This is a genomic window from Kineococcus gurbantunggutensis (assembly GCF_050871925.1).
In the GTDB taxonomy this organism is placed as follows: domain Bacteria; phylum Actinomycetota; class Actinomycetes; order Actinomycetales; family Kineococcaceae; genus Kineococcus.
The window spans coordinates 1-20,952 of record NZ_JBJLSG010000089.1; the positions used below are offsets into that span (position 1 = coordinate 1).

At 78.5% G+C, this 20,952-nt stretch carries 18 protein-coding genes, 1 pseudogene and 1 riboswitch; of the genes and pseudogenes, 18 read left to right on the forward strand and 1 reads right to left on the reverse strand.

Going from position 1 to position 20,952, the window contains the following annotated elements:
• Positions 1–114 precede the first annotated feature (114 nt).
• The 8 genes from ACRYR7_RS16085 to ACRYR7_RS16120 all read left to right on the forward strand — a co-directional run bounded on the left by ACRYR7_RS16085 (position 115) and on the right by ACRYR7_RS16120 (position 8,389).
• Positions 115–1,131: an ABC transporter ATP-binding protein gene (locus ACRYR7_RS16085; protein ID WP_432573133.1), complete on the forward strand. Its 1,017-nt coding sequence runs from the start codon at positions 115–117 to the stop codon at positions 1,129–1,131.
• Positions 1,132–1,291: 160 nt separating this feature from the next.
• Positions 1,292–1,681, forward strand: a complete 390-nt coding sequence (gene mihF, locus ACRYR7_RS16090) for an integration host factor, actinobacterial type (protein ID WP_432573118.1) — start codon at positions 1,292–1,294, stop codon at positions 1,679–1,681.
• Positions 1,678–2,289 carry a guanylate kinase gene (gmk, locus tag ACRYR7_RS16095; RefSeq protein ID WP_432573119.1) on the forward strand — a complete coding sequence of 204 codons (612 nt, stop codon included), beginning with the start codon at positions 1,678–1,680 and terminating at the stop codon, positions 2,287–2,289. The genes mihF and gmk overlap by 4 nt, the downstream gene beginning before the upstream one ends.
• Before the next feature lie 93 nt (positions 2,290–2,382).
• On the forward strand, positions 2,383–2,646 hold the full coding sequence (gene rpoZ / locus ACRYR7_RS16100; protein WP_166611805.1) for a DNA-directed RNA polymerase subunit omega: 264 nt from the start codon (positions 2,383–2,385) through the stop codon (positions 2,644–2,646).
• Positions 2,643–3,950 carry a bifunctional phosphopantothenoylcysteine decarboxylase/phosphopantothenate--cysteine ligase CoaBC gene (coaBC, locus tag ACRYR7_RS16105; protein ID WP_432573120.1) on the forward strand — a complete coding sequence of 436 codons (1,308 nt, stop codon included), beginning with the start codon at positions 2,643–2,645 and terminating at the stop codon, positions 3,948–3,950. Before rpoZ ends, coaBC begins: the two co-directional genes overlap by 4 nt.
• Positions 3,947–5,146, forward strand: a complete 1,200-nt coding sequence (gene metK, locus ACRYR7_RS16110; protein WP_432573121.1) for a methionine adenosyltransferase — start codon at positions 3,947–3,949, stop codon at positions 5,144–5,146. The genes coaBC and metK overlap by 4 nt, the downstream gene beginning before the upstream one ends.
• 77 nt (positions 5,147–5,223) lie before the next feature.
• On the forward strand, positions 5,224–7,338 hold the full coding sequence (locus tag ACRYR7_RS16115) for a primosomal protein N' (protein WP_432573122.1): 2,115 nt from the start codon (positions 5,224–5,226) through the stop codon (positions 7,336–7,338).
• A gap of 76 nt (positions 7,339–7,414) precedes the next feature.
• Positions 7,415–8,389, forward strand: coding sequence for an NAD-dependent epimerase/dehydratase family protein (locus ACRYR7_RS16120; RefSeq protein WP_432573123.1), 975 nt, complete (start codon positions 7,415–7,417; stop codon positions 8,387–8,389).
• Between the two features lie 23 nt (positions 8,390–8,412).
• On the opposite strand, the gene ACRYR7_RS16125 is transcribed toward ACRYR7_RS16120, so the two are convergent.
• Positions 8,413–9,924, reverse strand: a complete 1,512-nt coding sequence (locus ACRYR7_RS16125; protein ID WP_432573124.1) for a DUF2079 domain-containing protein — start codon at positions 9,922–9,924, stop codon at positions 8,413–8,415.
• A 191-nt stretch (positions 9,925–10,115) separates the two neighbouring features.
• Between ACRYR7_RS16125 and def the strand changes: the two genes are divergently transcribed.
• The 10 genes and pseudogenes from def to ribH all read left to right on the forward strand — a co-directional run bounded on the left by def (position 10,116) and on the right by ribH (position 20,914).
• Positions 10,116–10,661: a peptide deformylase gene (gene def / locus ACRYR7_RS16130; RefSeq protein WP_432573125.1), complete on the forward strand. Its 546-nt coding sequence runs from the start codon at positions 10,116–10,118 to the stop codon at positions 10,659–10,661.
• A complete protein-coding gene (fmt, locus tag ACRYR7_RS16135; RefSeq protein ID WP_432573126.1) occupies positions 10,661–11,581 on the forward strand; it encodes a methionyl-tRNA formyltransferase in 921 nt (306 codons plus the stop codon). The genes def and fmt overlap by 1 nt, the downstream gene beginning before the upstream one ends.
• Positions 11,578–13,143 carry an RsmB/NOP family class I SAM-dependent RNA methyltransferase gene (locus tag ACRYR7_RS16140; protein ID WP_432573127.1) on the forward strand — a complete coding sequence of 522 codons (1,566 nt, stop codon included), beginning with the start codon at positions 11,578–11,580 and terminating at the stop codon, positions 13,141–13,143. The genes fmt and ACRYR7_RS16140 overlap by 4 nt, the downstream gene beginning before the upstream one ends.
• 59 nt (positions 13,144–13,202) lie before the next feature.
• The gene (locus ACRYR7_RS16145) at positions 13,203–14,246 is read left to right on the forward strand and encodes an alpha-hydroxy acid oxidase (protein ID WP_432573128.1); all 1,044 of its coding nucleotides are present in this window, start codon (positions 13,203–13,205) and stop codon (positions 14,244–14,246) included.
• Positions 14,247–14,392: 146 nt separating this feature from the next.
• Complete coding sequence (gene treS, locus ACRYR7_RS16150) at positions 14,393–16,723, forward strand: maltose alpha-D-glucosyltransferase (protein WP_432573129.1); 2,331 nt, start codon at positions 14,393–14,395, stop codon at positions 16,721–16,723.
• 32 nt (positions 16,724–16,755) lie between these two features.
• The gene (rpe, locus tag ACRYR7_RS16155) at positions 16,756–17,421 is read left to right on the forward strand and encodes a ribulose-phosphate 3-epimerase (protein WP_432573130.1); all 666 of its coding nucleotides are present in this window, start codon (positions 16,756–16,758) and stop codon (positions 17,419–17,421) included.
• A gap of 201 nt (positions 17,422–17,622) precedes the next feature.
• Positions 17,623–17,755, forward strand: a riboswitch (FMN riboswitch).
• Positions 17,756–17,987: 232 nt separating this feature from the next.
• Positions 17,988–19,061 (forward strand): bifunctional diaminohydroxyphosphoribosylaminopyrimidine deaminase/5-amino-6-(5-phosphoribosylamino)uracil reductase RibD, encoded by a 1,074-nt coding sequence (ribD, locus tag ACRYR7_RS16160; protein WP_432573134.1) that lies wholly within the window; start codon positions 17,988–17,990, stop codon positions 19,059–19,061.
• The gene (locus ACRYR7_RS16165; RefSeq protein ID WP_432573131.1) at positions 19,042–19,686 is read left to right on the forward strand and encodes a riboflavin synthase; all 645 of its coding nucleotides are present in this window, start codon (positions 19,042–19,044) and stop codon (positions 19,684–19,686) included. The genes ribD and ACRYR7_RS16165 overlap by 20 nt, the downstream gene beginning before the upstream one ends.
• Before the next feature lie 80 nt (positions 19,687–19,766).
• Positions 19,767–20,336 (forward strand): annotated as a pseudogene (gene ribB, locus ACRYR7_RS16170) (3,4-dihydroxy-2-butanone-4-phosphate synthase); the annotation flags it as partial.
• Between the two features lie 95 nt (positions 20,337–20,431).
• Positions 20,432–20,914: a 6,7-dimethyl-8-ribityllumazine synthase gene (gene ribH, locus ACRYR7_RS16175; RefSeq protein WP_432573132.1), complete on the forward strand. Its 483-nt coding sequence runs from the start codon at positions 20,432–20,434 to the stop codon at positions 20,912–20,914.
• Positions 20,915–20,952 lie beyond the last annotated feature (38 nt).

The following is a 20,952-nucleotide window of genomic DNA, read 5'->3' on the forward strand; positions in this document are numbered from 1 at the left end:
CCCCCCCCCCCCCCCCCCCCCCCCCCCCCCCCCCCCCCCCCCCCCCCCCCCCCCCCCCCCCCCCCCCCCCCCCCCCCCCCCCCCCCCCCCCCCCCCGCGCCCGCCGCCGAGCCGCTGCTGCGCGTGCGGGACCTGCAGGTGCACTACCCCCTCCGCAGCGGGGTGCTGCGCCGCACCGTCGGGGCCGTGCGCGCCGTCGACGGCGTCGACCTCGACGTGCCGCGCGGCACCACCTACGGCCTGGTCGGGGAGTCCGGCTGCGGCAAGTCCACCCTGGGGCGCGCCGTGCTGCGGCTGACCGAGCCCACCGCCGGCTCCGTCACCGTCGGCGGCACCGACCTGCTGCGGCTGGCCCCCGAGGCGCTGCGCCGCGAGCGGCGCCGGCTGCAGATGGTCTTCCAGGACCCGCTGGCCAGCCTGGACCCGCGCCAGAGCGTCGAGAGCGCCCTGACCGAGCCGATGGCCGTGCACGGCCTGCCCGGCGGGCCCGGCGCCCACCGCGCCCGCGTGCGCGAGCTGCTCGAGCGCGTCGGGCTGCCCGCCACCGCCGCGGGCCGCTACCCGCACGAGTTCTCCGGCGGGCAGCGCCAGCGCGTGGGCATCGCCCGGGCCCTGGTGCTGGAGCCGGAGCTGCTCGTGGCCGACGAGCCCGTCTCCGCCCTGGACGTGTCCGTGCAGGCGCAGGTGCTGGTGCTGCTGGAGGAGCTGCAGCGCGAGCTGGGCCTGACCTACCTCGTCATCGCCCACGACCTGGCCGTCGTCAAGCACGTCAGCACCACCGTGGGCGTGATGTACCTCGGCGGCCTCGTCGAGGAGGGCCCGGCCGGGCCGCTGTACGCGCACCCGCTGCACCCCTACACCCGCGCGCTGCTGTCGGCCGCGCCCGTGCCCGACCCCGTCGTCGAGGAGCGCCGCGAGCGCATCGTGCTCACCGGGGACCTGCCCAGCCCCGCCGACCCGCCCTCCGGGTGCCGCTTCCGCACCCGCTGCCCGTGGGTGCAGCCCACCCGCTGCGCCGACGAGCGCCCGCTGCTGCGCACCGTGGCCGGGCACCCGCCCGGGCAGCGGGTGGCCTGCCACTGGGCCGAGGGGATCGAGTCCGGTCAGCTGCCCGCCCGAGCCGCCGCGTGAGCGCGCCGCTGCCGCCGGTGAGCACCGCGCCGGGCGGGCACCCCGCCGTTGCCGCTGCCCGCGGGGTGTCGCTAGGTTGCCGCGCACGCCCTGACCAGCTGCGCCGACCCGCCTGCTGACCAGCGGGCCTGCCCCCAGCCGGACGACCCGAGGTGACACCGTGGCCCTGCCGCCCCTGACCGCCGAACAGCGCGCCGCCGCACTGGAGAAGGCGGCCGCCGCCCGACGCGAGCGCGCGGAGGTGAAGAACCGCCTGAAGTACGCCGGCGGCAGCCTGGAGGAGGTCGTGCGCGAGGGCCAGGACAACGAGGTGCTCGGCAAGATGAAGGTCTCCGCGCTGCTGGAGTCCCTGCCCAACGTCGGCAAGGTCCGCGCCCGCCAGATCATGGAGGAGATCGGCATCTCCGAGTCCCGCCGCGTGCGCGGCCTGGGCGCGCACCAGATCGCGGCCCTCGTCGAGCGCTTCGGCGGCGCCCGCACCGCGGGCGGCGCGGACGGCGCGGCGGGCGGCGCGGCGGGCGGCGCGGCCGGGAGCGCGTCGCGACCGTGACGCACCCGCAGCACCACCCGCTCCAGGAGCACCGCCCCCACGCCGAGGGCCCCGCCCGGCTGACCGTGCTCGCCGGGCCCACCGCCGTGGGCAAGGGCACCGTCTCGGCCGACCTGCGCCGGCGCTACCCCGGCATCTGGATCTCCGTCTCGGCCACCACCCGGGCCCAGCGGCCCGGCGAGGTCGACGGCGTGCACTACCACTTCGTCTCCGAGGAGACCTTCGACGGCTACGTCGAGCGCGGGGAGCTGCTGGAGTGGGCCCGCGTGCACGGCCGGCACCGCTACGGCACCCCCCGCCGCCCCGTGGAGGAGGTGCTCGCCGCCGGCCGGCCCGCCCTGCTGGAGATCGACCTCGCCGGCGCGCGCCAGGTGCGCGAGGCGATGCCCGAGGCCCGCTTCGTCTTCCTCGCCCCGCCCAGCTGGGAGGAGCTCGTGCGCCGCCTCGTCGGCCGCGGCACCGAGAGCGAGGAGGAGCGCGAGCGCCGCCTGGCCACCGCCCGGGTGGAGCTGGCCGCCGAGCCCGAGTTCGACGTGACCATCTACAACGACGACGTCCAGCGCGCCACCGACGAGCTGGTGGGCTGGATGGGGGTGCGGGGCTCGTAGGATGGGCGGGTCTGCCCGCGCGCAGCCGGCTGGACCGGCCCGCGCGGGCGTCGTCCCGAGCGATCCGCTCACCCACCGAACCGAGGAGACACCGTGGCTGGAACCGTCGCCGCGCCCGAGGGCATCACCAACCCGCCCATCGACGACCTGCTGACGGCCGCCGACTCCAAGTACGCGCTGGTCATCTACGCGGCCAAGCGCGCCCGGCAGATCAACGCCTACTACTCCCAGCTCGGCGAGGGCCTGCTGGAGTACGTCGGCCCGCTGGTGGAGACCCACGTGCAGGAGAAGGCCCTGTCCGTGGCGATGCGCGAGATCAACGAGGGTCTGCTGACCTCGGAGCCCGTCGAGCAGTGACCTCCGGCACGACCCCGGGACCGGCCCCCGCCGCGGCCGGCGGCCGCGCGCCCCGGGTCGTCCTCGGGGTCGCCGGCGGCATCGCCGCCTACAAGGCGGCGCTGCTGCTGCGCGAGCTCACCGAGACCGGGCACGACGTCACCGTCGTGCCCACCGCCGCCTCCGAGCGCTTCGTCGGGCGCGCCACCTGGGAGGCGCTGTCCGGGCACCCGGTGGCCACCGACGTGTGGACCTCGGCCAGCGAGGTGCCGCACGTGCGGCTGGGCCGGCACGCCGACCTCGTCGTCGTCGCCCCCGCCACCGCCGACCTGCTGGCGCGCGCCGCGCACGGCCTGGCCGACGACCTGCTGACCAACGTGCTGCTCACCGCCACCTGCCCGGTGCTGCTGGTCCCGGCCATGCACACCGAGATGTGGCAGCACCCGGCCACCCGCGCCAACGTCGCGCTGCTGCGCGAGCGCGGCACCACCGTGCTCGAACCGGCCTCCGGGCGCCTGACCGGCGCCGACTCCGGGCCGGGCCGGCTGCCCGAGCCCGCCGACATCGCCGCCGCCGCCCGCCGCCTGCTCGGCTCCGGCGCGCGCGGGCAGGACCTCGCCGGCCGGCGCGTGGTCGTCTCCGCCGGCGGCACCCGCGAGCCGCTGGACCCGGTGCGCTTCCTGGGCAACCGCTCCTCCGGCCGCCAGGGCGTGGCCCTGGCCGCCGCCGCGGCCGCCCGCGGCGCGCGCGTCACCCTGGTGGCCGCGCACCTGGAGGTGCCGGTGCCGGCGGCCGTGGACGTGGTGCGCGCGGGCACCGCCGTCGAGCTCGCCGAGGCCGTCACCGCGGCCGCGGACGGCGCCGACGCGGTCGTCATGGCCGCCGCCGTGGCCGACTTCCGCCCCGCCGCGCGCGCCACCGCGAAGATCAAGAAGGGCGAGGACCCCGGGCAGGACCCCGTCGTGGTGCTCGAGCGCAACCCCGACGTCCTGGCCGGCCTGGTCGCCGCGCGCGCCGGCGCCCCCTCGCCCGTGCTCGTCGGCTTCGCCGCCGAGACCGGCGACGAGCACGGCGGCGTGCTCGAGCACGGCCGCGCCAAGCTGGCCCGCAAGGGCTGCGACCTGCTGGTGCTCAACGAGGTCGGCGAGACCAGGGGCTTCGCCACCGCCACCAACGAGGTCGTGCTGCTCGGCGCCGACGGCAGCGAGCGCACCGTGCCCGAGAGCAGCAAGGACGTCGTCGCCGACGCCGTCTGGGACGCGGTGGTGCCTATGCTGGCCGCGATCACGACCACCCCCGAGAACCCCTGGACTGGAGCCCCGTGACCACCCTGCGCCTGTTCACCTCCGAGTCGGTCACGGAGGGGCACCCCGACAAGATCTGCGACCAGATCTCCGACGGCGTCCTGGACGCGCTGCTGGCCCAGGACCCCCGCAGCCGCGTCGCGGTGGAGACCATGGTCACCACCGGCCTGGTGCACGTCGCCGGGGAGGTCACCACCGACGCGTACGCCGACATCCCCACCATCGTGCGCCAGACCCTGCTGGGCATCGGCTACGACTCCTCCGCCAAGGGCTTCGACGGGCGCACCTGCGGGGTGGAGGTCTCCATCGGCTCGCAGTCCCCGGACATCGCCCAGGGCGTGGACGAGGCGTGGGAGAACCGCCAGGCCGGCGGCGGCGTCGACCCGCTGGACCTGCAGGGCGCCGGCGACCAGGGCCTGATGTTCGGCTACGCCTGCGACGACACCCCCGAGCTGATGCCGCTGCCGATCCACCTGGCGCACCAGCTCTCCCAGCGCCTGTCCGAGGTGCGCAAGAAGGGCGAGGTGCCCTACCTGCGCCCCGACGGCAAGACGCAGGTCACCATCGGCTACGACGGCGACCGCCCCGTCACGCTGGACACCGTCGTGCTCTCTACCCAGCACGAGCCGGACGTCGACCTGGTCAAGACCCTCACCCCGGACGTGCGCCGGCACGTCATCGAGCCGGTGCTGGAGGGCCTGGACCTGGACACCTCCGACATCCGCCTGCTCGTCAACCCCACCGGCCGCTTCGAGATCGGCGGGCCCATGGGCGACGCCGGCCTGACCGGCCGCAAGATCATCGTGGACACCTACGGCGGCATGGCCCGCCACGGCGGCGGCGCCTTCAGCGGCAAGGACCCCTCCAAGGTGGACCGCTCCGCCGCCTACGCGATGCGCTGGGTCGCCAAGAACGTCGTCGCGGCCGGGCTGGCCCGCCGCTGCGAGGTGCAGGTGGCGTACGCGATCGGCAAGGCGCACCCGGTGGGCCTGTACGTGGAGACCTTCGGCACCGAGCAGGTGGCCCTGGGACGCATCCAGGCCGCCATCCGCGACGTGTTCGACCTGCGCCCGGCCGCCATCGTGCGCGACCTGGACCTGCTCAAGCCCGTCTACTCGCCGACCGCGGCGTACGGCCACTTCGGCCGGGAGCTGCCCGGGTTCACCTGGGAGCGCACCGACCGCGTCGACGCGCTGCGCGCCGCCACGGGCAGCTGAGCACCGCCGGCCCGGCGGGCGGCGCCGGGGCGGACGGGGCCCCGGCACCCGCCGGGGCCGCCGCCGCGCCCACCGAGGTGCCCGTCGCCGCGCCCGCCGAGGCGCCCGTCGAGCCGCCCGCCGCCGAGCCGGCCGGGGCACCCGCGCAGGCGCCCGCCCGCCCCGCGCCCAAGCGCCGGCGCGCCCCCGCGCGCAAGGCGCTGGAGGGTCTGGCCGGGACCGACCCGGTGGCGCGCGTGCTGGTCTCGGTGCCGCTGCCGCACCTGGACCGCCCCTTCGACTACCTCGTGCCCGCCTCGATGGAGCACACCGCCGAGCCGGGCAGGCTCGTGCGCGTGCCCTTCGCCGGCAGCGACGTGGAGGGCTGGGTGCTGCAGCGCCGCGCCGCCAGCGAGCACCCCGGCCGGCTGGCGCGGCTGCGCCGCGTCGTCTCCGGCCTGCCGGTGCTCTCCCCGCCGGTGCTGGCGCTGGCCGAGCACGTGGCCGAGCAGTACGCCGGCACCCTGGCCGACGTGCTGCGCCTGGCCGTGCCCGGCCGGCACGCCGGCGCCGAGGAGGCCCTGCTGCGCGCCGAGCCGGTGCACCACGAGCCGGTGCCCGACCCGGTGGCCGCCGGCGAGGACCTCGCCGGCTGGGAGCGCCACGGCGCCGGGCGCGCGTTCCTGGCGCACCTGGCCGGCGGCGGCGCCCCGCGCGCGGTGGCCACCCTGGCCCCGGGCACCGACTGCTTCGAGGCGCTGGCCGTGGCCGCCCGCGCCGTCCTGGCCTCCGGGCGCACCGCGCTGCTGCTCGTGCCCGACCACCGCGACCTGGTGCGCCTGGACGCCGCCCTGGCGCGCCGCCTGCCCGCCGGCGCGCACGTGCTGCTGGAGGCCGAGGCCGGCCCCGCCGCCCGCTACACCGCGTTCCTGCAGGCCCTCACCGGCCGCGCCCGCGTCGTCGCCGGCACCCGCGCCGCCGTCTTCGCGCCCCTGCCCAACCTCGGCCTGCTGGCCGTGCTGGAGGACGGCGACGACTCCCACGCCGAGCAGCGCGCCCCCTACCCGCACGCGCGCGAGGTCGCCGTCCTGCGCGCCGGGGCCACCGGCGCCGCCGCCCTGTTCGCCGGGCGCACCCGCACCGCCGAGACGCAGCTGCTGCTGGAGAGCGGCTGGGCGCGCGCGGTCGCCGCCCCCCGCGAGGTCCTGCGCGCCGGCGCCCCGCGCGTGGCGGTCGCCGGCACCAGCGGCCACGACGCGCAGGACCCCTTGGCCGCCGCCGCCCGCCTGCCCAGCGACGGCTGGCGGGTGCTGCGCGACGCCGTGCGCCGCGGCCCGGTGCTGGTGCAGGTGCCGCGCGCCGGGTACGTGCCGACCCTGGCGTGCCGCACCTGCCGCGAACCGGCCCGCTGCACCGCCTGCCACGGCCCGCTGGCCCTGGCGGAGCCCGGCTCCGACCCCGCCTGCCGCTGGTGCGGGCGCCCGGCCGCCGGCTGGACCTGCCCCACCTGCGGCGACGGGCGCCTGCGCGCGGTGGTCACCGGCGCGCGCCGCACCGCCGAGGAGCTCGGCCGCGCCTTCCCCGGCGTGGACGTGCGCACCTCCGGCGGCTCGCGCGTGCTCGACGACGTGCCCGCCGAGCCGTCCCTGGTCATCGCCACCCCCGGCGCCGAGCCGGTCGCCCCCGGCGGCTACGCCGCCGCCCTGCTGCTGGACGGCTGGGCCCTGCTCTCGCGCCCGGACCTGCGCGCGCAGGAGGAGGCGCTGCGCCGCTGGGCCGCCGCCGCGGCGCTGGTGCGCCCGGCCTCCGCCGGCGGCGCCGTCGTCGTGGTCGCCGACCCGCAGGCCGCGGCCGTGCAGGCCCTGGTGCGCTGGGACCCCGCCGGCTTCGCCGAGCGCGAGCTGGCCCAGCGCGCCGAGCTGGACCTGCCCCCCGCGGCCCGCCTCGCCGGGCTCATCGGCCCCGCCGCCGACGTCGCCGACGCCGTGGGCGCCACCCTGGCCGCCCTGCCGGACGTGCCCGGCGCGCGCGTGCTGGGCCCGGTCCCGCTGCCCCCGCGGCCGGGCACCGTCGAGCAGGTGCGCACCGTGGTGCGGGTGCCCCGGCCCGCCTCGGTGGAGCTGGCCCGGGCGCTGAAGGCCGTCACCGCCGGGCGCAGCGCGCGCAAGCTGCCGCTGGTGCGGGTGCGGGTGGACCCCCAGCAGATCGGCTGAGCCCGCCGGGCGCCGCGGCCCGCCGCGTGCCACGATCGCGCCGGCGGGAGGTGCCCGCCGGACGAGGAGGTCCACCGTGCGCGTCGTGGTCATCGGGGCGACCGGGCACGTCGGCACCCACCTGGTGCCCCGGCTGGTGCGCGCCGGCCACGACGTCGTCGCGGTCAGCCGCGGCACCCGCGAGCCCTACCACCCCCACCCGGCGTGGGAGCGCGTCGAGCGCGTGCGCGCGGACCGCGACGCCGAGGACGCCGCCGGCACCTTCGGCGAGCGCGTGGCCGCCCTGCGCCCCGACGCCGTCGTCGACCTGGTCTGCTTCACCCCCGCCTCCGCGGCCCAGCTCGTGGAGGCCCTGCGCGGGCGCTGCGGGCACCTGCTGCACGCGGGCACCATCTGGGTGCACGGGCCCGCCGCCGCCTCCCCGCTCACCGAGGACGACCCGCGCGAGCCCTTCGGCGAGTACGGCACCCGCAAGGCGCAGGTCGAGCGGCTGCTGCTGGCCGAGACCCGCGCCGGCGGCCTGGCCTGCACCGTCCTGCACCCCGGCCACATCAGCGGCGCCGGCTGGCCGGTCATCACCCCGCTGGGCAACCTCGACCCCGACGTGTGGCACCGCCTGGCCACCGGCGCCGAGCTGGCCGTGCCGGGCCTGGGCCTGGAGACCCTGCACCACGTGCACGCCGACGACGTCGCCCAGGCCTTCGAGCTGGCCCTGCACCGGCGCTCCGCGGCCGCGGGGGAGAGCTTCCACGTGGTCTCCGACCGGGCGGTGACGGTGCGCGGCTTCGCCGCGGCGGCCGCGGCGTGGTTCGGGCGCGGGGCGCGGCTGCGGCACGTGGGCTGGGAGGAGTTCCGGGAGCTCGCCGGCGAGCACGCCGACGCCAGCTGGGAGCACCTGGCGCGCAGCCACAGCGCCTCCACCGCCAAGGCGCGCGCCCTGCTGGGCTACGCGCCGCGCTTCACGTCGGTGGCCGCCGCGGCCGACTCGGTGCGCTGGGCCGCCGCGCACGGCGCCCTGGACCTCGCCGGCCGGGACGTGCCGCTGGTGTGAGGCCGCCCGCCCCGCCGGCGCCCTCAGCGCGCGGCGGGCAGGTGCAGCACGAGGGTGCTGCCCACCCGCCGGGCGCGCAGGCCCGGCAGCGCGCCCACCTCCTCCAGCCACCGCTCCTGCCGCGCCAGCGACGCGCCGGTGGAGGCGCGCGAGGTGTCCAGCACCACCACGTCCGGCAGCCGCGCCAGCGGGGTGTCCGGCGACCAGCCCACCACGTCGTGGTCGCCGCCGGCGCGGCCCAGCAGGTACGGGCCGCTGGTGTTGTCCGCGGCCAGGCGCGAGCCGCGCGGCAGGTCCGCGGTGGCCGCGCGCAGGTCCTGCACGTACGCCCCCGCCCGCCAGGTGGAGCCGCGCCACGGCGCCGGCAGCCCGCTCGGCGGCAGCACCGCCGCCGTCGTCGCCAGGGACGCCGCGGCCGCCGCCACCGCCAGCGGCACCACCGCCCGCCGCGCCCGCGGCCGCGCGCCCAGCCGCCGCAGCATGTCCACCAGGGCGACCCCGGCCACCGGCACCAGCACCGCGCCGTAGTGCAGGCCCGGCGACCAGTAGCTCGGGGTCGAGGACGCCAGCCGCCACGCCAGCGTCGGCACCGCCAGCAGCGCCACGGGCGAGCCCGCCCACAGCAGCCCGCCGCCGGCCAGCGCGCTCAGCACCAGCCACCCGCGCAGCCGCAGCGCCTCCCCGGCCGGCACCGGCTCCGGCGCCGCCGCGGTGCGCGAGGAGCCGCCGAAGGCGGCCAGCCGGCTCAGGTCGTGCGCGGGGTCGACGGCCAGCATCGTCGCGAACGCCACCACCACCCCCGCCACGGCCGCCGCGCCCAGCGCCAGCCCCAGCCGGCGCCGACCGCGCAGCCACAGCAGCACCGCCACCACCGCCACGGTGGCGCCCATGTCCTCCTTGACCAGCAGCAGCGGCAGCGACCACGCCGCCGCCGCGCCGTGCCGGCGCTCCACCAGCGCGGTGCCCACCAGCGCCAGCAGCGGCACCGCCAGGCACACCTCGTGCACGTCGAAGCGCGCCGCGGCCAGCGCGCCGTGCGCGCCGGCCACGCCCACCGCCACCGCCGCGGCCGCCGGCAGCGGCAGGTGCCGCACCGCGCAGCGCGCCACCAGCGCGGTGCCCAGCCCCAGCAGCAGCGCCTGCAGCACCACCAGCGAGCGCGGGTCCGGCCACAGCGCCCACGCCGGGCCGAACACCGCCGTGGCGGGGGAGAAGTGGTCGCCCAGCAGGGGGGTGCCGCCCAGCACCCCGGAGACCGGCAGCCGCAGCCGCGCCCACGAGGCCGCCGACTGGCTGAAGATGCCCAGGTCGTAGTTCGACGCCGCCCCGGCGTGGAAGCGCCCCACGCCCACGCCCGCGCACACCAGCGCCGAGACCAGCCCCGACAGCACCACCAGCACCCGCCCGGCGGTGCCCGCGGCGCGGGGGGCGGTGGTGCGGGCGGCGGCCCCGGGGCCGCCGGGGCTCCCGTGGCTGTCAGGGCCGGTGGGGAGGTGGGGGCCGGCGGGACCGGCGGGGCGGGGCAGCGCGCTCATCGCCGTCGATGATGTCCACCGCCCCCGCTCCGCGCCCGTCGGGGTGCGCCCGTGCCGCCCGCGCGCACCCCCGCGCACACCCCGGCGCGCGTCCGGCGCCCCCGGAGCGGACCTAGACTCTCCTGGTCGCCCGCGGCCCCCCGCGCCCGGTGCGGCCCCGCGCACCCGCCCCCCAGCCCACGAGGAGCCCCGTGGCAGTCCAGCCGATCCGCCTGTTCGGCGACCCGGTCCTGCGCCAGCGCGCCGAGGAGGTCACCACCTTCGACAAGGAGCTGCGCAAGCTCGTCAAGGACCTCGAGGACACGATGCTCGCCGCCCCCGGCGCCGGGCTGGCCGCCCCGCAGATCGGCGTGGGCCTGCGCGTGTTCACCTACCATGCCGACGGCGAGCTGGGGCACCTCGTCAACCCGGTGCTGGACCTGTCCGAGGAGTGCCAGGAGGGCGACGAGGGCTGCCTGTCCTTCCCCGGCATCGTCGCCGACACCCGCCGCGCCCTGCACGTGGTCGCCAAGGGCTTCGACGTGCACGGCGAGCCGGTCACCATCACCGGCTCGGAGTTCAAGGCCCGCGCCATCCAGCACGAGACGGACCACCTCGACGGGGTCCTGTTCATCGACCGCCTCGACAAGGCCCAGCGCAAGATGGCGCTCAAGGCCGTGCGCGAGGCCGAGTGGCTGGGCCGGGACGTGCCGCAGGTGAAGGTCTCCCCGCACGCCACGTTCGGTCAGGCGAGGTAGTGCGCCTCGTCCTCGCCGGCACCCCCGACGTCGCCGTCGCCTCCCTGGACGCCCTGCTGGCCTCCTCCCACGAGGTCGCCGCCGTCGTCACCCGCCCCGACGCGCGCGCCGGGCGCGGGCGCCGCAGCGCCGCCTCCGCCGTGGCGCAGCGCGCCCGCGAGGTGGGCCTGCCGCTGCTGCAGCCGGCCACGCCGCGCGACCCGGCCTTCCTGGCCGAGCTGACCGCGCTGGCCCCCGACGCCTGCCCCGTCGTCGCCTACGGCGCCCTGGTGCCGCGCGCGGCGCTGGACGTGCCGCGGCTGGGCTGGGTGAACCTGCACTTCTCGCTGCTGCCGGCCTGGCGCGGCGCCGCCCCCGTGCAGCGCGCCGTCATGGCCGGCGACGAGGTCACCGGCGCGTGCGTCTTCCAGCTCGAGGAGGGCCTGGACACCGGCCCCGTGCTCGGCTCCCTGCGCGAGCCCGTCGGCGCGCGCGACACCGCCGGGGACCTGCTGCAGCGCCTGGCGGCGCGCGGGGCGCACCTGCTGGTGGACGTGCTGGACGCGATGGCCGCCGGCACCGCCACCGCGGTGCCGCAGCCGGGCGAGGGCGTCAGCCTCGCCCCGAAGATCACCGTGGAGGAGGCCCGCGTGGACTGGAGCGCCCCGGCCGCCGAGGTGGACCGGCGGGTGCGCGGCTGCACCCCCGACCCGGGGGCGTGGACGTCCTTCCGCGGCGAGCGGCTGAAGCTGGCCCCGGTGCTGCCGGTGGCCGGGGACGGCCCCGGTCCCGGACGCGTGGTGGTCGAGAAGCGCCGGGTCCTGGTGGGCACCGGCGACGGGCTCGTCGAGCTGGGCCAGGTCCAGCCGGCCGGCAAGCGGGCGATGCCCGCGGTGGACTGGGCCCGCGGCGTGCGGCCCGGGGACGAGGAGCTGCAGTGACGCCCGAACCGGACCGGCGCGAACCCCCCCGCGGCGAGGGGACCCGCGGGTCCGCCCGCGGCGCGGCCCCGCGCGGGGCCCGCGGGCCCGCCCGCGGCCCGGCGGGGGAGCGGCCCCGCGAGCAGGCGCCGCGCCGCGGGGTCAAGCAGGACCGCTACACCCGCGTCGACGACGCGCGCCGGGTGGCGTTCGCGGTGCTGCGCGCGGTGGAGGAGGAGGACGCCTACGCCAACCTCGTGCTGCCGAAGCTGCTGCGCCAGCGGCGCCTGGGCGGGCGCGACGCCGCCTTCGCCACCGAGCTGGCCTACGGCGTGCTGCGCGGGCGGGGCACCTACGACGCGCTGCTGGCCACCGTGGTGGACCGCCCGGCCGGCGACCTGGACCCCGGCGTCCTGGACGCCCTGCGCCTGGGCCTGCACCAGCTGCTGGCGATGCGGGTGCCCGACCACGCCGCGGTGGCCACCACGGTGGCGCTGGCGCGCGGGGAGCTGGGCGTGGGGCCCTCCGGGCTGGTCAACGCGGTGCTGCGCGGCGTCGTGGGCCGCGAGCTGGGCCCGTGGGTGGAGGAGGTCGCCCCGCCGGCCGGCACCGACGAGGGCTGGGCGGTGCGCACCTCGCACCCGCAGTGGGTGGTGCGCGCCCTGCGCGAGGCGCTGCGCGCGCACGGCCACGACGCCGGCGAGCTCGGCGAGCTGCTGGCCGCCGACAACGCCCCGGCCGCGGTGGCCCTGACGGCGCTGCCGGGCCTGGCCACCCCGCAGGACCTGCTCAGCGACGACCGCGCCCTGACGGTGCGCCCGGGCCGCTGGTCGCCGACCGCCGCGCTGCTCGAGCGCGGCGACCCCGGCCTGGTGCCCGCCGTGCGCGCCGGCCGCGCCCGCGTGCAGGACGAGGGCAGCCAGCTCGTGGCGCACGTGCTGGCCGCCGCCGACGTCGAGGGCCGCGACGAGCGCTGGCTGGACCTGTGCGCCGGCCCCGGCGGCAAGGCCGCCCAGCTGGCGGCCACCGCGGTGCTGCGCGGCGCGCACCTGACGGCGGTGGAGGTCGCCCCGCACCGCGCGGAGCTGGTGCGCTCCTCGCTGGCCGCGGTCCCGGCCGGCCCGCTGGGGCCGGTGGAGGTGCGCGTCGGCGATGGCCGCGAGGTCGGCGCCGACGAGCCCGGCGCCTACGACCGCGTCCTGGTCGACGCCCCCTGCACCGGGCTGGGCGCGCTGCGCCGGCGGCCGGAGGCGCGCTGGCGGCGCACCCCGGCCGACCTGGGCTCGCTGGGGCCGCTGCAGCGCGACCTGCTGGGCTCGGCGATCGACGCGCTGCGCCCCGGCGGGGTGGTGGCCTACGCCACCTGCTCGCCGGTGCTCGCCGAGACCCGCCTGGTCGTCGACGACGCCGTCAAGGCCGCCGCCCGCCGCGGGGTGGGCGTGGAGCGCCTGGACACCCCCGCGGTGCTGGCGCGGGTGGCGCCCGCCGTGCACGGCGCCGCCGCCGGCAGCGCGGTGCAGCTGTGGCCGCACACCCACGGCACCGACGCCATGCACGTGGCCCTGCTGCGCCGCACGTCCTAGCCGCACGGTCCTGAGCGCGGCTCCCGCCCGGCGCCGCGCGCGCCAGGCAGGATGACCCGGTGACCTGGGTCGAGGAAGTCCACCGGCGCGCCGACGAGCTGCTGCCGGACTACGTCGCGGCGTACTTCGCCACCTCCGCCGGGCACGGGCAGTGCCAGCGCGAGGGGATCGAGGCGTGGGACGCGCTGCGGCTGCGGCCCAGCGTGCTGCGCGACACCAGCGCGGTGCCCACCGCCACCACCGTGCTGGGCACCCCGGTGGCCTTCCCGGTGCTGGTGGCGCCGATGGCGCAGCAGGTCGCCGCCCGCCCCGAGGGCGAGGTCCTCACCGGCCGCGCGGTCGCCGCGGCGGGCACCGTGCTGGGCGTGTCGACCAACACCGGCGTCGCCTTCGCCGACGTGGCCGCCACCGGCGCGCCGTGGTGGTACCAGGTGTACGTCATGCAGGACCGCTCCCTGACGCAGCGGCTGGTCGAGCGGGCCGCCGCCGCCGGCGCGAGCGCCCTGGTGCTCACGGTGGACACCACCGCCCTGGCCCCGGCGCTGCCCAGCGTGGAGCCCACCGACTGGCCCGAGACCCCCCGCAAGGCCCGCGTGGTCAACCTCACCGCCGCCGAGCGCGAGGCCGCCGGCCCGCACGCGATGCGCTCGGCGGAGGACCTGACCCCCGACGTCATCGGCCGGCTGCGCGAGCTGACCGGGCTGCCGGTGGCGGTCAAGGGCGTGCTCACCGCCCGCGACGCGCGCCGCTGCGTGGACGCCGGCGCCGACGCCGTGATCGTCTCCACGCACGGCGGCCGGCGCCTGGGCACCTCGATCACCAGCGCCCGCGCCCTGCCCGAGGTCGTCGCCGAGGTCGGCGGCGAGGTGGAGGTCCACGTGGACTCCGGCGTGCGCGAGGGCCACCACGTGGTGGCGGCGCTGGCGATGGGCGCCCGCGCGGTGCACGTGGGCCGCCCGGTGATGTGGGGCCTGGCCGCCGACGGCCAGGCCGGGGTGGCCGCCGTGCTGGAGCGCCTGCGCGCGGACCTGGTCACCACCCTGCGCCAGCTCGGGGTGCCCGGCGTGGCGCACCTGCACCCCTCGGACGTCGCGCACCCCTGAGCCGGCGCCCCGCCCGCCGGGCCCCCGCGCGCACCGCCCGGGCGCTCCCGCCGCGGGGGTCCCGACACGCCCGGCGCGCGCTCGAGGTGCGCGCCGGGGCCGGGAGCAGCAGCGTGGGACGTCGACCGCACCACCAGGAGGAAGCCGTGCCGCTCGAACCCGCCGGACCCGCGCAGGACGCCCCGGCCCGCACCGCCCCCGAGGCGACCGCCGCCGGGGAGGTCGTCCCCGAGGAGATCACCTACGACGAGCAGCGCTACCCCGCGCGCCCGCAGCGGCTGCGCCCGCGCGCGCAGCTGCGCGGCGGCCGCGGCACCGCCCGGCGCGTGGCCGACCCGCGCGCGGCCGACGGCGACAACCCCGCGTACGTGCAGTGGCTGGTGGGCCAGTCGATGCTCGCCGACGCCGACGTGCTCTCCCGGCAGCTGTCCGGCCAGCCCAGCATGTGGCGCAACCCCTACGCGCGCCCCGACGCGCGCCGCGCCCTGGCCACCGCCTCGGTGTGGTTCACCGCCTACCCGATCTCACTGATCACCCGGCCCGGGGAGTCGTTCCTGGCCTCGCTGGGCAGCGACGAGCTGTGGCGGGCGTTCCAGCGCATCGGCATCGACGCGGTGCACACCGGCCCGGTCAAGCGCGCCGGCGGGCTGTCGGGGTGGAGCGAGACGCCCAGCGTCGACGGGCACTTCGACCGCATCAGCACCCACATCGACCCCCTCTTCGGCACCGAGGAGGAGTTCCGCGAGGTGTGCGAGGTCGCCGACCGCCACGGCGGCAGCGTCATCGACGACATCGTGCCCGGCCACACCGGCAAGGGCGCCGACTTCCGCCTGGCCGAGATGGCCTACCGCGAGTACCCGGGCATCTACCACATGGTGGAGATCCCCGAGGAGGACTGGCACCTGCTGCCCGAGGTCCGCCCGGGCGAGGACGCGGTCAACCTCGACGCCGCGGCCGAGAAGGAGCTGGCCGACCACGGCTACATCATCGGCGCCCTGCAGCGGGTGATCTTCTACGCCCCCGGGGTGAAGGAGACGAACTGGTCGGCCACCGCGCCGGTGACCGGCGTGGACGGCAAGGTGCGCCGCTGGGTGTACCTGCACTACTTCAAGCAGGGCCAGCCCTCGATCAACTGGCTGGACCCCACCTTCGCCGGCATGCGCCTGGTCATCGGCGACGCCCTGCACTCCCTGGGCGACCTGGGCACCCACGGCCTGCGCCTGGACGCCAACGGCTTCCTGGGCGTGGAGAAGTCCGCCGAGGGCCTGCCGGCGTGGTCCGAGGGGCACCCCCTCTCGCACGCGGCCAACCACGTCATCGCCGGGATGGTCCGCAAGGTCGGTGGGTTCACCTTCCAGGAGCTGAACCTGACGATGGAGGACATCCGCGACACCGGCCGCGTCGGCGCGGACCTGTCCTACGACTTCGTCAACCGCCCCGCCTACCACCACGCCCTGGCCACCGGGGACACCGAGTTCCTGCGCCTGACGCTGCGCACCTGCCTGGAGACGGGCGTGGAGCCGGTCAGCCTGGTGCACGCCCTGCAGAACCACGACGAGCTCACCTACGAGCTGGTGCACTGGGCGACCCTGCACGCCGCGGACACCTTCGGCTTCCGCGGCCGGCAGGTCACCGGCGCGGAGCTGGCCGAGACGGTGCGCGCGGACCTGCTGGCCCACCTGACCGGCGAGGCCGCCGACTACAACCACGTCTTCACCACCAACGGCATCGCCTGCACCAGCGCCTCCGTCATCGCCGCCACCCAGGGCCTGCGCACCCTGGCGGACGTCGACGAGCAGCACGTGGAGGGCATCCGCCGCGCCCACCTGCTCATGGCGATGTTCAACGCCTGGCAGCCGGGCGTGTTCGCCCTCTCCGGCTGGGACCTCACCGGCACCCTGCCGGTGCCGGTGGAGCAGGTGCGCGACCTGGTCGCCGGCGGCGACACCCGCTGGGTGCACCGCGGCGCCCACGACCTCATGGACGTCGCGCCGGAGGCGAGCGCCTCGCCCTCGGGGATGCCGCGCGGGCGCTCGCTGTACGGCTCGCTGCCGGACCAGCTGGAGTCGGAGACCTCCTTCGCCTCGGGCCTGAAGCAGCTGCTGGCGGTGCGCGCCCGCCACGGCATCGCCGCCGCCACCCAGATCGACGTCCCGCCGGTGGCGCACCACGGCATGCTCGTCATGGTCCACCGCCTCGACGACGGCGACGCCAGCCGCACGGACGCCCCCGTGCAGGTGACGGTGCTGAACTTCACCGGCGAGACCATCGAGGGCACGGTGCGCTCGGAGGCCTTCAAGCCGCGCCACGCCGTCGTGGACGCCTCCACCGGCGGCGAGATCGGCTGGGTGGACGACCTGCGCAGCTTCGGCGTGTGGCTGGGCCCGTACGCCGGGCTCTTCCTCGTGCTCACCGCCCCCGGCGAGCGCGACGCCGCGGTGCAGGGCGAGACCCTGGGCCGGCCGGAGACGGCGTGAGGGGCGTCCGGGCGCGCCGCTAGGGTCGCGCCGTGACGATCCAGGTCAACCCCAGCATCCTGTCCGCCGACTTCGCCAACCTGCAGGCGGAGCTGGAGCGCATCTCCACCGCCGACGCCGCCCACGTCGACGTCATGGACGGGCACTTCGTGCCCAACCTGACGCTGGGCCTGCCGGTGGTGGAGGCGCTGCGGAAGGTGTCGCCGGTGCCGCTGGACTGCCACCTGATGATCGAGGCGCCCGACCGCTGGGCGCCGGCCTACGCCGAGGCCGGCGCCCAGGGGGTCACCTTCCACGCCGAGGCCGCCGCCGCCCCGGTGCGGCTGGCCCGCGAGCTGCGCGCCGCCGGCGCCCGCGCCGGCATCGCGCTGCGCCCGGCGACCCCGCTGGAGCCGTACGTGGACCTGCTGGCGGAGTTCGACATGCTGCTGGTGATGACCGTCGAGCCCGGCTTCGGCGGGCAGTCCTTCCTCGACGTGACCCTGCCGAAGATCCGCCGGGCGCGCGCGGCCATCGGCGCCTCCGGCCTGGACGTGCGCCTGCAGGTGGACGGCGGGGTGTCGGCGTCCACCATCGAGCGCGCCGCCGAGGCCGGCGCCGACGTCTTCGTCGCCGGCTCGGCCGTCTACGGCGCCGAGGACGCCGCCGCCGCGGTGGCGCAGCTGCGCGCCCTGGCCACCGCCGCCTGCGCGCACTGAGCCGTCCGGCGCCGACCCGAGCGGCGCTGAGCCGTCCGGGCGGCGGCCGGGGCGCCCGCGCCCCGGCGTGGCAGACTGACCAGACCCCGGGCGCCGCCCGCGGGAACAGCACGGGCGGCCGGTGCGGTTGCACCGGCTGCACGAGCAGGACCGGCACGAGCCAGACCAGCAGGACGAGTACGACCAGGTAGACCGAACGACACGCGTGCTCCGGGGTCGGTGCAATTCCGAACCGGCGGTGACAGTCCGCGAGCCCCCACCCCACCGGGTGGCGGGCCGACCCGGTGGGACTCCGGGACCGACGGTGAGAGTCCGGACGGGAGGCAGCACGCGGGGTCGCACCGGCGCGCCCGGACGCAGCCGCGGCCACCCGCCGCCGGCGTCCCCGGCGCGCCCCGCGACCCCGGGGTCGGCGGTGCGCTGCCGCGCGCCCGCCCGCACCCGCGCCTCCCCGCGCGCCCCCGGAGCGCTGCGACGGCGCGAGAGCGAGGGGTGCGGTGAGCGGGATCGAGCAGGCGCGGGACCGGGCCGAGCCCGGGGACCGGCGCGCGGCCGAGGTCGCCGCCATGCGCCGCGCCCTGCGGCTGGCGGCCCTGGGGCCCGCCACCGGTCCCAACCCACGCGTGGGCTGCGTCCTGCTCGACCCGCACGGGCGCACCCTGGCCGAGGGCCACCACCGCGGTGCCGGCACCGCGCACGCCGAGGCCGCCGCCCTGGCCGACCTGGCCTCCCGGGGCCTGAGCGCCCGCGGCGCCACCGCCGTGGTGACCCTCGAGCCGTGCACCCACACCGGCCGCACCGGCCCCTGCGCGCAGGCCCTGCTCGCCGCCGGGGTGCGCCGCGTCGTCGTGGCCGACACCGACCCCAACCCCGCCGCGGCCGGCGGCGCCGCCCTGCTCGCCGGCGCCGGCGTGCAGGTGGAGACCGGCCTGCTCGCCGACGAGGCCCGCGCCCTCAACGAGCGCTGGGCCACCGCCGTGGGCCGGGGGCGCCCCTGGGTGACGTGGAAGTTCGCCGCCACCCTCGACGGGCGCTCGGCGGCCGCCGACGGCTCCAGCCGCTGGATCACCTCCGCGCCCGCGCGCGCCGACGTGCACCGGCTGCGCGCCGAGCACGACGCGGTCCTGGTCGGCACCGGCACCGCCCTGGCCGACGACCCCGCCCTGACCGTGCGCGGGCCCGGCGGCGAGGACGTCCCCGGCCCGCAGCCGCTGCGCGTGGTCGCCGGCCTGCGCGACCTGCCCGCCGGCGCGCGCCTGCTCGACGGGCGCGCCGAGCTGCTGCACGTGCGCACCCGCGACCCGCACGAGGTGCTCGCCGCCCTGGCCGCGCGCGAGGTGCGCACCGTCCTGCTCGAGGGCGGCCCGGCGCTGGCGGCCGCCCTCGCCCGCGCGGGCCTGGTCGACGAGGTCGTCGCCTACCTGGCCCCGGCGCTGCTGGGCGCCGGGGCGGCCGCGGTGGCCGACCTGGGCGTCACCGGCGTCGCCGGGGCGCTGCGCCTGGACCTGGCGCCCGGCGAGGGCGCCGTCACCCGCGTCGGGGAGGACGTGCGCGTGCGCGCGCGCCCCCGCCCGCGCACCGAGGACCCGCTCCACCACCACCACGCCGAGGAGGCCCCCCGTGTTCACCGGGATCGTTGAGGAGGTCGGCGAGGTCGTCGCCGTCGAGCGCGGCGAGGACTCCGCGCGGCTGAGCGTGCGCGGACCGCTGGTCACCACCGACGCCGTGCACGGCGCGTCCATCGCCGTCGACGGCGTGTGCCTGACGGTGGTGGACCAGCCGGAACCGGCCGTGTTCACCGTCGACGTCATGGCCGAGACCCTCGTGCGCAGCTCGCTGCGCGACGTCGCGCCCGGCCGGCGCGTGAACCTCGAGCGCGCCATGGCCGCCTCCGCCCGCTTCGGCGGGCACGTCGTGCAGGGCCACGTCGACGGCACCGGCACCGTGCTGGCGCGCACCCCCGGCGAGGCGTGGGAGGTGGTGCGCGTCGGCATCGACCCCGCGCTGGCGCGCTACGTGGTGGAGAAGGGCTCCATCACGGTCGACGGCACCTCCCTGACCGTCTCCGCGGTCAGCGCCGTGGACGACCCGCGGCCGTGGTTCGAGGTCTCCCTGATCCCCACCACCCTGCAGCTGACCACCCTGGGCCAGCGCGGCGTCGGCGAGCCGGTCAACCTCGAGGTCGACGTGCTGGCCAAGTACGTCGAGCGCATCACCGCCGGCCTGGTCGCCCGCACCGCCGGCGCGTCGGGGGGCTCGCGGTGAGCGCGCCCGCCGGCACCCCGGACCGCCTCGCCACCGGTCCCGGCGCCACCGACCCCGGCGCTCCCGGTCCCGCCGCCGCCGTGGCCGCCGCGCTGGCCGCGCTGCGCGCCGGCAAGCCGGTGCTCGTCACCGACGACGCCGACCGCGAGGACGAGGGCGACGCGGTGCTGTCCGCGGCCCTGGCCACCCCGGAGTGGATCGGCTGGACGGTGCGGCACACCTCCGGGATGCTCTGCGCGCCGATGCCCGCCGAGCGCGCCGACGCCCTGGGCCTGCCGCGCATGGTCGAGCGCAACGAGGACAGCCTGCGCACCGACTACACCGTCAGCTGCGACGCCGCCGCCGGGGTGGGCACCGGCATCTCCGCGGCCGACCGCGCCCGCACCGCCCGCGTGCTGGCCGACCCCGGCGCCGTCCCGGCGGACCTGGTGCGCCCCGGGCACGTCTTCCCGCTGCGCGCCCGCCCCGGCGGCGTGCTGGAGCGCCCCGGGCACACCGAGGCCGCCGTCGACCTGTGCCGCCTGGCGGGCCTGCCGCCCGTGGGCGTCATCGCCGAGCTCGTCGAGGACGACGGCTCGATGTCGAGCTGGGAGCAGATCACCGAGCTGGGCCGGCGCAACGACCTGCCGGTCCTGACCATCGCCGACCTGCGCGCGCACCTGCGCGCCGGCGGCGAGCAGCACGACCGGCACGACCGGCACGACCGGCACGACCAGCAGCAGGACGAGCGGACGGGAGAGGACGCGTGAGCGGAGACGGCAGCCCCGAGATCGAGGTGGACGGCAGCGGCCTGCGCGTGGCGGTGGTCGCCGCGCGCTGGCACCAGGAGGTGATGGACGGGCTGCTGGCCGGCGCCCGGCGCGCCCTGGCCGACTCGGGCGTCACCGAGGTCGTCGAGGTGCGCGTGCCCGGCGCCTTCGAGCTGCCCGTGGCCGCCGCCCGCCTGGCGCGCACCGGCTGCGACGCGGTCGTCGCCCTGGGCGTCGTCATCCGCGGCGGCACCCCGCACTTCGAGTACGTGTGCGACGCGGCCACCGCCGGGCTGACGCAGGTGGCGGTCACCACCGGCGTGCCGGTCGGCTTCGGGGTGCTCACCGTGGACAACGAGTCCCAGGCCCTGCACCGCGCCGGGCTGCGCGGCTCGCGCGAGGACAAGGGCCGCGAGGCCGTCCTGGCGGCGCTGGAGACCGTCGTGGCGCTGCGCGGGGTCGCCCCGCAGCAGGGCTGAGCCCCGGCCCGGTCCCGGCCCGCGCGCACCGCGCGGGC